Source organism: Micromonospora sp. WMMC273 (assembly GCF_027460285.1).
Classification (GTDB): Bacteria; Actinomycetota; Actinomycetes; order Mycobacteriales; family Micromonosporaceae; genus Micromonospora; species Micromonospora aurantiaca.
The window spans coordinates 1,217,991-1,231,692 of sequence record NZ_JAPZBE010000001.1 but is presented as its reverse complement, the minus strand read 5'-3'; the positions used below and the strand labels follow the sequence as shown (position 1 = coordinate 1,231,692).

Annotated in this window: 10 protein-coding genes; 3 read left to right on the top strand and 7 right to left on the bottom strand. The window is 72.1% G+C overall.

The features are described from left to right. Positions 1-94 precede the first annotated feature (94 nt). On the top strand, positions 95-895 hold the full coding sequence (locus O7611_RS05925) for a maleylpyruvate isomerase N-terminal domain-containing protein (protein ID WP_194802978.1): 801 nt from the start codon (positions 95-97) through the stop codon (positions 893-895). A gap of 92 nt (positions 896-987) precedes the next feature. Here the strand turns inward: O7611_RS05925 and O7611_RS05920 are convergent, their stop codons facing one another. Further along, the gene (locus O7611_RS05920) at positions 988-3,882 is read right to left on the bottom strand and encodes a vitamin B12-dependent ribonucleotide reductase (RefSeq protein ID WP_194802977.1); all 2,895 of its coding nucleotides are present in this window, start codon (positions 3,880-3,882) and stop codon (positions 988-990) included. Between the two features lie 38 nt (positions 3,883-3,920). Further along, positions 3,921-4,421 (bottom strand): transcriptional regulator NrdR, encoded by a 501-nt coding sequence (gene nrdR, locus O7611_RS05915; protein WP_013284751.1) that lies wholly within the window; start codon positions 4,419-4,421, stop codon positions 3,921-3,923. 489 nt (positions 4,422-4,910) lie between these two features. On the opposite strand from nrdR, the gene lexA reads away from it, so the two are divergent. Continuing rightward, positions 4,911-5,693 (top strand): transcriptional repressor LexA, encoded by a 783-nt coding sequence (lexA, locus tag O7611_RS05910; protein WP_013284750.1) that lies wholly within the window; start codon positions 4,911-4,913, stop codon positions 5,691-5,693. Positions 5,694-5,748: 55 nt separating this feature from the next. Here lexA and O7611_RS05905 read toward each other — a convergent pair whose 3' ends face one another. Continuing rightward, positions 5,749-7,503 (bottom strand): hypothetical protein, encoded by a 1,755-nt coding sequence (locus tag O7611_RS05905; protein ID WP_269696341.1) that lies wholly within the window; start codon positions 7,501-7,503, stop codon positions 5,749-5,751. A 50-nt stretch (positions 7,504-7,553) separates the two neighbouring features. Continuing rightward, positions 7,554-9,017 carry a GTPase HflX gene (gene hflX, locus O7611_RS05900; RefSeq protein WP_269696340.1) on the bottom strand — a complete coding sequence of 488 codons (1,464 nt, stop codon included), beginning with the start codon at positions 9,015-9,017 and terminating at the stop codon, positions 7,554-7,556. 195 nt (positions 9,018-9,212) lie between these two features. Between hflX and O7611_RS05895 the strand changes: the two genes are divergently transcribed. After that, positions 9,213-10,685, top strand: coding sequence for an NAD-dependent malic enzyme (locus O7611_RS05895; protein WP_013284747.1), 1,473 nt, complete (start codon positions 9,213-9,215; stop codon positions 10,683-10,685). A 427-nt stretch (positions 10,686-11,112) separates the two neighbouring features. Here the strand turns inward: O7611_RS05895 and dapF are convergent, their stop codons facing one another. Genes dapF through O7611_RS05880 form a run of 3 tightly spaced genes read right to left on the bottom strand, consistent with a single transcriptional unit; the run spans position 11,113 to position 13,590 of the window. Next, entirely contained in the window at positions 11,113-11,961 is an 849-nt protein-coding gene (dapF, locus tag O7611_RS05890) for a diaminopimelate epimerase (RefSeq protein WP_269696339.1), read from the bottom strand. 7 nt (positions 11,962-11,968) lie between these two features. Then, positions 11,969-12,874, bottom strand: a complete 906-nt coding sequence (gene miaA / locus O7611_RS05885; RefSeq protein ID WP_269696338.1) for a tRNA (adenosine(37)-N6)-dimethylallyltransferase MiaA — start codon at positions 12,872-12,874, stop codon at positions 11,969-11,971. Beyond that, positions 12,871-13,590: a hypothetical protein gene (locus tag O7611_RS05880; protein ID WP_269696337.1), complete on the bottom strand. Its 720-nt coding sequence runs from the start codon at positions 13,588-13,590 to the stop codon at positions 12,871-12,873. The genes miaA and O7611_RS05880 overlap by 4 nt, the downstream gene beginning before the upstream one ends. Positions 13,591-13,702 lie beyond the last annotated feature (112 nt).

The window sequence follows — 13,702 nt, the reverse complement described above, 5'->3', positions numbered from 1 at the left end:
GCGTACGCGGTGAGGTATGACCGCCGGCACCGCCCGTCGAGTGCGCGGCGAATATCGCTGTCCATCTGTCGAAGAACACTGATAGACAGCCCGGGTGCACACGATTCTCACGTTTTCCGATCACCTGCGGCTGATCGACGACCGGTCGGCTGCTTTCCACGCCGCGGTCGCTGCGGCGCCCAGCCTCGACACGCCGGTGCCGAGCTGTCCGGAGTGGACGCTGTTCGATCTCGTACAGCACCTGGGCATGGGCCGCCGCAGGTCGGCCGCCATCGTCGCCGCAGGGCCGGCCGACGGCCCCCCGGACAAGTCCGTGTGGGACGACGGCACGGGTGCGCCTCGGGAACGCGAGGGTCTCCTGGCCTGGTGGACCGAGTCCGTCGAGCGGCTGACGAGCGCGCTGCGCGAGGCCGGCCCGGACCGCCGGTGTTGGACGTGGTGGGGTGATTCGCAGTCACCGGAAACCTCCGGCGCGTGGGCTCGGCGCCAGGTCGCCGAGATCGCTGTGCACACCCACGACGCTCAGCTCGCCGTGGGGAACCCGGAGCCGCTGCCGGACGAGGTCGCCCTCGACGCTTTCGACGACTGCCAGTTCACCCTCTGCTCGACGGATGTCGCCTGGCCGCACGAACCCGCCGTCGTCGAATACCACGCCACCGAGGGCCGCTCGTGGCGCCTTCGCCTGTCCGGCGACGGCGCACAGGCCAGCCGGCTCGGCGAGCCGGCCGCCGGTGAGGACCCGGACCGGGACACGGCCTTCGTCTCCGCCCGGGGCACTGCCAGTGACCTGGTCCTGTTCTTCTACGGCCGCATCACGCCGGATTCCCCGAAGCTGGAGCTGGACGGCGACCGCCGCATCTTCGACCAGCTCATCGCCTGGGACCCGTCCGTCTGACGATCGACGACATCTCGTCCCTGCCGCAGCGACCGCCCGGCCCCTGGAGGACCGGGCGGTCGCTGTCGCAGCAGATGCGACTCAGCTCGATGTCAGCTGCAGCCGCTGGTGGAGCCGCAGCCCTCGCAGACGTAGCAGCTACCGGCGGGCCGCATCTTCGTGCCGCAGGTGAAGCAGAGCGGCGCGTCCGCGGCCTTGCCGATCACGGCCTCCAGCAGTTCGGTGCTGGAACCCACAGACGGCGCGGGCTTGACGGCCGCGGCGTCGGCCATCTCCTGCGCCGGCTGCGCGATCGGGCCGGTCTTCGGCTCCGGCGCCTCGACCGGGGCGGAGGCGGCCATCGCGGTGAGGTCCGCACCGCTCGCCTCCGCCTCCGCCTCGGCCGCGAGCTGGGCGGCCCGCTCCTTGGCGGTGAAGATGCCCAGCTCGGCGCGGCGGTCGTACGGCAGGAAGTCCAGCGCCAGGCGACGGAAGATGTAGTCCATCACCGAGGCGGCCATGCGCACGTCCGGGTCGTCGGTCATGCCGGCCGGCTCGAAGCGCATGTTTGTGAACTTGCTGACGTACGTCTCCAGCGGGACGCCGTACTGGAGACCGATGGAGATGGCCACCGAGAAGGCGTCCATCACGCCGGCCAGGGTCGAGCCCTGCTTCGACATCTTGAGGAAGACCTCGCCGAGGCCGTCGTCCGGGTAGGACGAGGCGGTGAGGTAGCCCTCCGCGCCGCCGACCGAGAACGAGATGGTCTCCGACGGGCGCTTCTTCGGCAGCCGCTTGCGCACCGGGCGGTACTCGACGACCTTCTCCACGACCTTCTCCGGCGTGGCGGCCGGGGCCTGGGCCTCGACGGCGCCCTTGCTCGGCTTGGCAGCCGACAGCGGCTGGCCGACCTTGCAGTTGTCGCGGTAGATCGCCAGCGCCTTGAGGCCGAGCTTCCAGCCCTCGAAGTAGATCTTCTCGACGTCCTCGACGGTGGCCTGCTCCGGCATGTTGACCGTCTTGGAGATGGCGCCGGAGATGAACGGCTGGACGGCCGCCATCATCCGCACGTGACCCATCGGCGCGATCGAGCGCTCGCCCATCGCGCAGTCGAAGACCGGGTAGTGCTCCGGCTTGAGGCCCGGGGCGTCCACCACGTGGCCGTGGTCGGCGATGTGCTCGACGATCGCCTCGACCTGCTCCTCGGGGTAGCCGAGGCTGCGCAGGGCGCGCGGCACGGTCTGGTTGACGATCTGCATCGAGCCGCCGCCGACCAGCTTCTTGAACTTCACCAGTGCCAGGTCCGGCTCGACACCCGTGGTGTCGCAGTCCATCATCAGGCCGATGGTGCCGGTCGGGGCGAGCACGCTGGCCTGCGAGTTGCGCCAACCGAACTTGTCACCGAGCTTGTTGCCGAGCGTCCACTGCTTGGTGGCCTCGCGCTGCACGGCGGTCGCCACGGTGCCGGTCGCCTTGATCGCGTCGTTTGCGGCGGCGTGCTTGCGCATGACCCGCTTGTGCGGCTCGGCGTTGCGGGCGTAGCCGTCGTACGGGCCGACGATGCCGGCCAGCTCGGCGGAACGGCGGTAGGCGGTGCCGGTCATCAGCGAGGTGATCGCGGCGGACACCTCCCGGCCCTGCTCCGAGTCGTACGGCAGGCCGGAGGCCATCAGCAGCGCGCCCAGGTTGGCGTACCCGATGCCGAGCTGCCGGTAGGCGCGGGTGGTCTCACCGATCTTCTCGGTCGGGAAGTCGGCGAAGCAGATCGAGATGTCCATCGCGGTGATGACGAACTCGACCGACTTGACGAACTTCTCCACCTCGAAGCCGCCGTCGGCGCGGAGGAACTTCATCAGGTTCAGCGAGGCCAGGTTGCACGAGGAGTTGTCCAGGTGCAGGTACTCCGAGCACGGGTTCGACGCGGTGATCCGCCCGGTCTCCGGGCAGGTGTGCCAGTCGTTGATGGTGTCGTCGTACTGCAGGCCCGGGTCGGCGCACTCCCAGGCGGCCTGGGAGATGGTGTGGAACAGCTTCTTGGCGTCGATCGTCTCGATGGTCTGCCCGTCGAGCCGGCCGCGCAGGTCGAAGCCGCCGCCGTTCTCCACCGCGGTCATGAACTCGTCGGAGACGCGGACCGAGTTGTTGGCGTTCTGATACTGCACGCTGACGATGTCGGCGCCGCCCAGGTCCATGTCGAACCCGGCGTCCCGCAGCGCGCGGATCTTGTCCTCCTCGCGCGCCTTGGTCGCCACGAACTCCTCGATGTCCGGGTGGTCCACGTCGAGGATGACCATCTTCGCGGCGCGCCGGGTGGCGCCACCGGACTTGATGGTGCCGGCGGAGGCGTCCGCGCCGCGCATGAAGCTGACCGGGCCGGAGGCGGTGCCGCCGGAGGAGAGCAGTTCCTTCGAGGAACGGATGCGGGACAGGTTCACCCCGGCGCCGGAGCCGCCCTGGAAGATCCGCCCCTCCTCCTTGTACCAGTCGAGGATGGAGTCCATCGAGTCGTCGACGGAGAGGATGAAGCAGGCGCTGACCTGCTGCGGCGACGGCGTGCCGACGTTGAACCACACCGGCGAGTTGAAGCTGAACACCTGGTGCAGCAGCATCCAGGTCAGCTCGTGCGCGAACACCTCGGCGTCGGCCGGGGTGGCGAAGTAGCCGTACTCCTCACCGGCGGTGCGGTAGGTCTCGACCACCCGGTCGATCAGCTGCCGCAGCGACCACTCCCGCTCCGGGGTCCCAACCGCGCCCCGGAAGTACTTGGTGGTCACGATGTTCGCCGCGTTCACCGACCAGGACTCGGGGAACTCCACCCCGCGCTGCTCGAAGTTGATCGAGCCGTCCCGCCAGTTCGTCATGACGACGTCGCGGCGCTCCCAGGCGACCTCGTCGTAGGGATGCACCCCCTCGGTCGTCCAGACGCGCTCGATCTTCAGCCCCGCCCCGGCCTTGTTCCGTGACTTGCTGGTCGTCACGCCCTCGCCCCCCTCGTCGGCAACGGTCACCCACCGCGCCTCGTGTACCTGTCAGAAACCCGAAAATGTCAGCTGATCGCGCCGGCGGCGTCCGCCGCACCGGCACCGGCGCCCTCCCGGGCGCGCGCGGCGGCCCGCAGCGTCTCGATCTCGCGCTCGAAGTCGGCGAGCGAGTCGAAGGAGCGATAGACGCTGGCGAACCGCATGTAGGCCACCTCGTCGAGGTCACGCAACGGGCCGAGGATGGCCAGGCCCACCTCGTGGCTGGGGATCTCGGCCGCCCCCTTGGCCCGCACGGTCTCCTCGACCTTCTGTGCCAGCAGCGCGATCGAGTCGTCGTCGACCGGGCGCCCCTGGCACGCCTTGCGCACCCCACCGATGATCTTCGTACGGCTGAACGGCTCGGTCACCCCGCTGCGCTTGACCACCGCGAGCACCGCCTCCTCGACGGTGGTGAACCGCTTGCCGCACTCCGGGCACGACCGTCGCCGCCGGATGAGCTGGCCGTCGTCGGCCTCCCGCGAGTCGACCACCCGGGAGTCGGCGTGCCGGCAGTACGGACACCGCATTCGCCCGACCTCCTCCGTCGATCGCGGGCACACCTATCGGCTCCCGGGCACGCGTCGGCACGGCGGGGCCATCGTCCGATGACCGTCGCCGAGTGCGCGGTGCGGGAGTGCGTTCGGTAGTTGAACCCAACCTGTAGGCAACTTACGCCCGTGTGACTACTACATCTAGGGGTCGACCGTATGCCGAACCCCAAGCGAGGTCAAGTTGACGGGCGTGTCCGGCGAGTCGTCAGGATCACGCCCGGCGCGACGCCGCCGAGGAGCCCAACGGACGGCCTCCCGTGCTAGTCACGGGCGGCCGGGATAGAACATCCGTTCGAGCGGCGTACCCTTCTATCAGAACACCAGTTCGGAAATCCAGGAATTCGACGCGACACGCCGACAGCAGGTCGTACAGATGTTTGAAAATGGCCGATCTCACCTATACGGTCAGACCACACGCACCACGAGCCGACGAGGCACCCCAGCGCCGACCAGGGAGGGACGGACGTGACCGAGGACCGGGCCAGCCGGCAGAAGAACCCGCAGCCGAACGACGGGGCGGGTCCTCCGGCGACCCGTCGCCCCCGCACCGCCCGCAGCCGCACTGCCCCCGCGGCGGTGCGTCCGGTCACCCCGGTGGTGAGCAGCTTCCCCGACCCGGCGACCGTCGACCTGACCGCCCGGCAGCGGCGGATCCTGGAGTTCATTCGCAACTGGGTCGAGCGCCACGGCTACCCGCCGAGCGTCCGCGAGATCGGCGAGGCGGTCGGGCTGGTGTCCCCGTCCAGCGTCGCCTACCAGCTCAAGGAGCTGGAGAAGAAGGGCTTCCTGCGCCGCGACCCGAACCGGCCGCGCGCCGTCGACGTCCGCGCGCCGGGCGAGGCGGACGACGAGGCGGCCCGCGCGCAGCGGCCCGCCCCGGCGTACGTGCCGATGCTGGGCCGCATCGCCGCGGGTGGGCCGATCCTGGCCGAGCAGGCGGTGGAGGACATCTTCCCCCTCCCCCGCGAGCTGGTCGGTGAGGGCGAGGTCTTCATGCTCCAGGTCAAGGGCGACTCGATGCTCGACGCGGCGATCTGCGACGGCGACTGGGTGGTCGTCCGGCAGCAGCCGAACGCCGAGGTCGGCGACATCGTGGCCGCCATGCTCGACGGTGAGGCGACGGTGAAGACCTACCGGCGGCGCGACGGGCACGTCTGGCTGATGCCGCAGAACCCGGCCTTCGACCCGATCCCCGGCGACGACGCCACCATCATGGGCCGCGTGGTGGCGGTCCTGCGCCGCATCTGACGACGGCAAACGAGAAGGGGTGACCGGTCGCCGGTCACCCCTTCGTCGTGTCGTCTCAGTAGCGGTCGCCGCGGTACTCCCGGCCGCCACCGGACACCGGGCCGTACCGGCCCTGATCGTGATGACCGTCGCGGCGCCCGCCACGCGGTTCCTGGCCGCGGCGCGGCGGCTCGGCCCGGCCGCCCTCGGCACGCGGCCCGCCGCCGTTCGGCTGCCCGCGATATCCGGCCCCACCCGGGCCGCCGCCGTAGCCGCCACCCGGACCGCCACGGCCCGGACTGCCCTGGCCACCGCCACCCGGGCCGCCTCGACCGGGACCGCCCTGGCCCGCGCCCGGTCCGCCCTGGCCTCCGCCGCCGTAGACGCCGCCACCGCGCCCTCCGCCGCCGGCCGGGGCACCGCCCCCGCCGTAGACGCCGCCGCCCTGCGGACGGCCCGCGCCCGGAGGACGGCCACCCCCCTGGCCGCGACCGCCGTCCTGAGGGCCGCCGCCGTACACGCCGCCGCCCGGCCGGCCGCCGCCGTAGACACCGCCGGACGCCGGGCGGTCACCGTTCGGCGCGCCGCCGTAGACGCCGCCCTGACCGCCGCCGTAGACCCCGCCGCGCGGCGCCTCCGGCCGTTCCGCGGACGGGAAGCCGTTGTTCACCGGGAACTCGCCGCTGCGCTCGGGCTCGTCGGCCGGCGCCCGGGGCGCCGGCTTGCGCCGCGCCCGCAGGATGCCGAACACGCCCGCGCCGACCAGGAGCGCGCCGAGCACCCCGACCGCCGCGATCAGGTACGTGATCTCGTCGAGCGAGAGCCCTTCGAGCCAGGACTTCTCGGCCGCCGCCTTGGTCTCGGCCTTGCCGCCGTTCGGCAGCGCCTCGGCACCGGTGGTCGACGGGGTGTAGCTGAGGATGTCGATCGGGTCCGACTCGTCGAGCGTGCCGCCGTCGGAGACGGTGACGAACAACTTGCCGTCCGGCGTGTAGGAGATCGCCTCGCCGAACGGGTCGACCAGCGGGGTGACCCGGGGCTTGCCGGTGGTGATCGCCTTGACGATGTCGCCGCCGGCCACGTCGAACTCGAACGCGTCGGCGTACGTGCGCAGGACGACCTTGCTGCCGTCGGGCGAGCGGGCGGCGCCGGTGACCAGCGCCCGGCCGGGCGAGCCGAGCTTGTTCTCGGTGTTCGTCTTCGGGAGCGTGAACTCGCCGGCCTTCTTCATCGGGATCGGCTCGGTGTCGCCGCTCGCCTTCAGCTTCACCGTCGGGGTGAAGATCTCCGACTTGCCGGAGAGCTCCTTGGTGATCACCAGCGGCATGTTGTCGTCGCCGACGAGCAGGGCCTCCGCGTCGTGCGGCTCCTTACCCGGGTAGCTGAGCCGGTGCAGCACCGGCTGCTTCGAGCCGCTCAGCGGCATCGTCCAGACCGCGACCCGCTCCCGGCGCGTCTTCTTCTCCACGTTGTCGCCGGTGTCGGCGATCCAGAGGGTCTTGCGGTCCGGGCTGAGCGCGAGGTCCTCGGTGTCGAGCGGCCCGTCACCGGAGTAACGGACCTCCTTGTCCACCTTGCACTTGGTGTCCAGGTAGAAGACCCGCTTGCGGCTGGGGTCGTCCGAGCCGTCGTTGATCACGACGTACCCGTTGCTGGTGGCCACCAGGCCGGACAGCTCGCGGAGGCGGCTGTCCTCCACGGTGCACTTCTTCTTGGGAGCCGCGGCCAGCACGGGGGCCGCGGCGGGAGCCGCCGGGGCCGGCCCGGCCGGCGCCACGACCGCGCCGACCAGGCCGAGCGCGAGCGTGACCGAGGAGACAACGTGCCGCATGACGCTCAGTGTCGCACGGCGCGGGTTTCCGGCGGGTGACGCCGGACGGCTCACCGCCCGGCGCCCACCCGCTCGTCACTGGTCAGCCGGTCACCCGCCCGGTACGGCGCGAGCTCCGCGGCCAGACCCTCGCCGACCCGCACGTGCACCAGCGTGCCCTCGGGCAGGTGCGCGGTGCTGAGCACCTCACCCTGCCGGTGCACCCGGGAGACCAGGTCACCCCGGTCGTACGGGAGCACCGCGCGCACCTCGACGGCAGGCCGGGGCAGCCGCCGCTCGACCGCCTCGCGCAGTTCGTCGACTCCGCGCCCGCTGTGGGCGGAGACGAAGACCGCGTCCGGCCAGAGCCGCTTGAGCCGCAGCATCGTCTCCTCGTCGGTGGCGTCGGTCTTGTTCACCACCAGTAGTTCCGGCAACCGGTCCGCGCCCACCTCGGCGAGCACCTCGCGTACCGCCCGGACCTGCTCCTCCGGGTCCGGGTGGGTGCCGTCGACCACGTGCACGACCAGGTCGGCGTCGGCGACCTCCTCCAGCGTCGAGCGGAACGCCTCGACGATCTGGTGCGGCAGGTGCCGGACGAACCCGACCGTGTCGGACAGCGTGTAGAGCCGGCCGTCGGACGTGGTGGCCCGGCGGGTGGTCGGGTCCAGCGTGGCGAACAGCGCGTTCTCCACCAGCACGCCCGCACCGGTCAGGCGGTTGAGCAGGCTGGACTTGCCGGCGTTGGTGTAGCCGGCGATGGCCACCGCGGGTACCGCGTTACGGGTACGCCGGGCGCGCTTGGTCTGGCGTACCGTCGCCATGCTCTTGATCTCGCGGCGCAGCCGCGCGATGCGGTGGCGGATGCGCCGCCGGTCGGTCTCCAGCTTGGTCTCACCGGGACCACGCAGACCCACGCCGCCGCCGGCGCCACCCCCGCGGCCGCTACCACCGGTCTGCCGGGACAGCGTCTCGCCCCAGCCGCGCAGGCGCGGCAGCAGGTATTCGAGCTGGGCCAGCTCGACCTGCGCCTTGCCCTCCTTGCTCTTGGCGTGCTGGGCGAAGATGTCGAGGATCAGGGCGGTCCGGTCGACCACCTTGACCTTGGTGCGCTGCTCCAGGTTGCGCAGCTGCGACGGCGACAGCTCACCGTCGCAGATGATCGTGTCGGCGCCGGTGGACAGCGCCACCGCGCCCAGGTCGTCGACCTTGCCGCGGCCGATGTACGTGGCCGGGTCGGGCCGCTGGCGACGCTGGATCAGCCCTTCGAGCACCTGCGAGCCGGCCGTCTCGGCCAGCGCCGCCAGCTCGGTGAGGCTGTTGTCGGCGTCGGTCTGCGTGCCCTCGGTCCAGACCCCCACCAGGACGACCCGCTCCAGCCGGAGCTGGCGGTATTCGACCTCGGTGATGTCTGTGAGTTCGGTGGAGAGGCCGGGGACCCGCCGCAGCGCCTGCCGCTCCGACAGCTCGTACTCGCCGGTGGTGGCGTCGAACTCGTCGTCGGTGTAGGGATGGAAGGTCTCCTGCTCGCGCAAATGCGTCTCCTGTCCGTTTTGGGCAACGCCGAGAATTTTCGGCGCGTGACAGCAATCCTGACATGTGACAACGCCGGACGCACCTGTGTTATGCCCGTGACGCTACCGACGGGTAGCGGGGGCGGATGCCGGGCGACCTGGGCGGGCGAGTAGAAATGCCAGTCGAGCCGCTCAGCGCCGACGGAGGAGTTTCTCGTGGCCAACACCCGACTGCCGAGTGCCGGATTCTCCATCACCATCCGGATCGCGGTACCCGCCGACGCCTCCTCCATCGGCCGCCTCACCACCGCCGCCGGCGAGGCCGGGGCCATCGTCACCGCGCTGGACGTGGTCGACTCCGACCCCGCGCACGTGATCGTCGACCTCACCTGCGACACCGCCGACGCCGGCCACGCCGACCAGGTGGTCGACGCGCTCACCGCGCTCGACGGGGTGGACGTGCGCAAGGTCTCCGACCGCACGTTCCTGTTGCACCTCGGCGGCAAGATCGAGGTCACCCCGAAGGTCGCGCTGCGCACCCGCGACGAGCTGTCCCGCGCGTACACCCCGGGTGTGGCCCGGGTCTGCATGGCGATCGCGGAGAACCCGGCCGACGCCCGGCGGCTCACCATCAAGCGCAACACCGTCGCCGTGGTCAGCGACGGCACCGCGGTGCTCGGCCTGGGCAACCTCGGGCCGGCCGCGTCGCTGCCGGTGATGGAGGGCAAGGCGGCGCTGTTCAAGCGCTTCGGCGGGGTGGACGCCTGGCCGGTCGTGCTTGACACCCAGGACACCGACGAGATCGTGGCGATCGTCAAGGCGATCGCGCCCGCGTACGGCGGCATCAACCTGGAGGACATCGCCGCGCCGCGCTGCTTCGAGATCGAGGCCCGGCTGCGTGAGGCCCTGGACATCCCGGTCTTCCACGACGACCAGCACGGCACCGCGATCTGCGTGCTGGCCGCGCTGACGAACGCGCTGCGCGTCGTGGGCAAGCAGCTCGCGGACGTCCGGGTCGTGGTCTCCGGCGCCGGCGCGGCCGGCACCGCGATCATGAAACTGCTGCTCCGCCAAGGCGTGGGCGACATCATCGCGTACGACCGCCAGGGCGCCCTGCACCGCGGACTGCCGGACCTCAACCCGGCCTGGCAGTGGCTGGCCGAGAACACCAACAAGGAGAACTACTCCGGTGACCTGGCCGGGGCGGTACGCGGCGCGGACGTGTTCATCGGTGTGAGCGCGCCGAACCTGCTCACCGGCGAGGACGTCGCCGCGATGGCGAAGGACTCGATCGTCTTCGCGCTCGCCAACCCCGACCCGGAGGTGGACCCGCGGGAGGCCCGCAAGTACGCCGCCGTGGTCGCCACCGGCCGCTCGGACCAGCCGAACCAGATCAACAACGTGCTCGCCTTCCCCGGCGTGTTCCGCGGCATGCTCGACGCGCACGCCGAGGAGTTCACCGAGGAGATGGCGCTCGCCGCCGCCCGGGCCATCGCGGACGTGGTCGGCGAGGACAAGATCAACCCGACGGTGATCGTGCCGAGCGTCTTCGACTCCCGGGTCGCCCCGGCGGTGGCCGCCGCGGTACGGGCCGCCGCCCAGAACCCGGCCGCCACGCCGGCGCCCGCGGCCGACCCGGGCCCGGCCGACCTCCCCGAGATCGCCGCCAACGCCAGCGCCACCCCCTGACCAGGCACGCCCCTGCCTCTCGCGGCGCCTTCGCACAGGCCAGCACCCTCTCGCGGGGCACCTCCTGCCTCCTCACACGGGGCCCGCCCGCGCCGGGGTCAGCGCACCGGCGCAGTCAGGCGTCCCCGGCGCGTCCACACGAGATCTTGGAAGAAAACGGCCCTCAGAGGGGCCCAAATCTTCCAAGATCCCCAGCAGCGCCTCAGCCGAGGCGGACAAGTCAGACAGAACGTCCCATCGTCGCACTTTGATCGACTCCGCTTCCCCGAAGTAGCGGTATCAGCACCCTTGATCAACACCAGTTCGGCGAGGTGGTGGCATCAGAGGCCCCGCGACAGCACCACTTCGCCGAACTGGTGTTGATCATGCCGGGCAGCCGGGCAGCCGGGCCGCGGCCACCACTCAGCCCCGTGTCGACCGAGGGAGGCTACGGGTGCAGGGCTGTGGGGGTCAGGGTGCCTGTGGCCACCAGGACGGCCGGGCCGGAGAGCCAGCACGAGTCGGCTGTCACGGTGACCGTCAGACGCCCGCCCGGCACATCGACTGTCATCGTGCCGGTGTCCCGGCCGGCGTCGCGCAACGCCACCGCCGCCACCGCGCACGCGCCGGTGCCGCAGGACAGCGTCTCGGCAGAGCCGCGCTCGTACACCCGCATCAGCACGTGCCCGTCGGTGCCGTCGACCGGCTCGCCCGGCGTCGTGAACTCGACGTTCACCCCGGAAGGGAAGGTCGAGGCGTCCACCTCGGGCGCGCGGGTGAGGTCGAGCGCCGTCAGCTCCAGAGCAGCGGGCAGCGCGCACACCAGGTGCGGGTTGCCGACATCCACCGCGGCGCCGGGCAGCGTCAGCCCGCCGAGCGTGGCGGTCGCCGTGTCGTACAGCCGGGGGCGGCGCATCTCGACCGCCACGTCGGCGCCCTCGACCCGGGCCCGCACCAGGCCGGCGCGGGTCGCGATCGGCAGCGTCCCGCCCGACGGGGCGGCGGCCAGCGAACGGTCCAGCAGGTAGCGGACGAACACGCGGGCCCCGTTGCCGCACATCTCGGCGAACGAGCCGTCGGAGTTCCAGTAGTCCATGAACCACTCGGCCTCGCCCGCGAGCGCGACGCCCTCCGGGTGCTTGGCGGCCCGTACGACGCGCAGCACGCCGTCGCCGCCCAGCCCGCGCCGCCTGTCGCAGAGCGCGGCGACCAGGCCGGGTGTCAGGTCGAGGGTGCCGTCCGGGTCGGGCAGGATGACGAAGTCGTTGCCGGTGCCGTGACCCTTTGTGAACTCCACGCCCCCATCATGGCCGATGCTCGGCGACCACCCGCAGGGCAGTGTCGAGAAACGCGGGCGACGCCGCGTCCAGCCAGTGGACGCGCGGGTCACGCCGGAACCAGGAGCGCTGCCGCCGGACGAACCGGCGGGTGGCGCGGATCGTCTCCTCGTGCGCCTGCGCCTCGGTCAGCTCCCCGGCCAGGAACCGCAGCACCTGCTGGTAGCCGAGCGCCCGGCTGGCCGTCCGCCCCTCGGGCAGCCCCTCGCCGACCAGCGCCCGTACCTCGTCGACCAGGCCGTCGGCCCACATCCGGTCCACCCGCAGCGCGATCCGCTCGTCCAGCAGCCCGGTGTCCAGGTCCACGCCGAGCTGCACCGACGGGTAGTACGGCGTGGGCGACGGCAGCGACGCGGTGAACGGCGCGCCGGTCAGCTCGATCACCTCCAGCGCCCGCACGATCCGCCGCCCGTTGGTGGGCAGGATGCTCGCCGCCGCGCCCGGGTCGGCCTCGGCCAGCCGCGCGTGCAGCGGCAGCGGGCCTACCGCCGCGAGTTCCGCCTCCAGCCGCTCCCGCAGGGCCGGGTCGGTGCCGGGGAACTCGAACCGTTCCAGCACCGCCCGCACGTACAGCCCGGAGCCGCCGACGAGCAGCGGCACCCGTCCCCGGGCCAGGATGTCGTCGACCGCCGCGCGGGCCAGCGTCTGGTATTCGGCGACGCTGGCGGGCTCGGTCACCGGCCAGATGTCCAGCAGGTGGTGCGGCACGCCCTCGCGCTCGGCCGGGGTCAGCTTCGCGGTGCCGACGTCCATGCCCCGGTAGAGCTGCATCGAGTCGGCGTTGACCACCTCGCCGCCCAGCGCGTGCGCCAGCGCGATGCTCAGCGCCGACTTCCCGGCCGCGGTCGGCCCGACCACCGCCACGACGGTCATGCCCGCTCCCAGTTCGCCACGAAGTAGGAAACGCCGTAGGGCGCGTCCTGGTAGCTGACGTCGCCGCGCCAGTCGCCGCCCGCCGCCCGGACCGCGCCGGCCAGCACCTGCCACGGCGCCCGCCCGGCGACCCGCAGCTCCGCCGACAGCACCGGGTCCAGGCCGAGCAGGGCGTCTGCGTCCGCGCCGGCCAGGGCCAGGGCGACCCCCTCGTCGTACGCCTCGGCACGCGGGTCGTCGTAGCCAGGCGCCTTGACGCCCCGGCAGGCGGACCCGTCACCGAGCACGAGCAGCGCGACCCGCGGGTCGTCGTCGAGGATCAGGCTCGTGCCGAACGCCGCGCACTCCGCCGGTGCGGCGTCGTGCGCCACCGAGCGGGCCAGCCGGGGCAGTTCGGTGCCGGAGCGGTTCAGCAGCCAGGCGCCGACGGTCAGGCTCAGCGGCAGGCGGTCCCCGCCCGCGCAGTTGACCTTCCAGAGCCGCACGCGCCGGTCCAGCCCGTACGGGCGAAGCGAGCCGTGCTCGGCGGAATTGAACCGGACGGTCTCCGGTCCGCCGCCGACGAGCAGGATCGCCTCGGGCTCGGCGGCGAGCAGCCGGGCGACAGCGGCGTCGGCGGCAGCGCGCAGGCCGTCCAGCTCGGGCGCGGCGGCGCCGGCCAGCTCGGGCACGATCAGCGGCGGGTGGGGGCAGACGGCGGCGGCGACCAGTGGCACGCCCCCAAACCTATCGGGATCCCCCGGTGCGTCCCCGCGCCGATCCGGTCATCGAGGGCGTACAACACCGTATGGTCACGGTCGGCGACAGGCGCTCGACACGGACGGGGGC

Excerpts from the sequence above, each read along its gene's own strand:
- miaA (WP_269696338.1), bottom strand. The coding sequence starts at position 12,874 with ATGACCGTCGTGGCGGTGGTCGGGCCGACCGCGGCCGGGAAGTCGGCG.
- O7611_RS05905 (WP_269696341.1), bottom strand. The coding sequence starts at position 7,503 with ATGCGGCACGTTGTCTCCTCGGTCACGCTCGCGCTCGGCCTGGTCGGC.
- nrdR (WP_013284751.1), bottom strand. The coding sequence starts at position 4,421 with ATGCGGTGTCCGTACTGCCGGCACGCCGACTCCCGGGTGGTCGACTCG.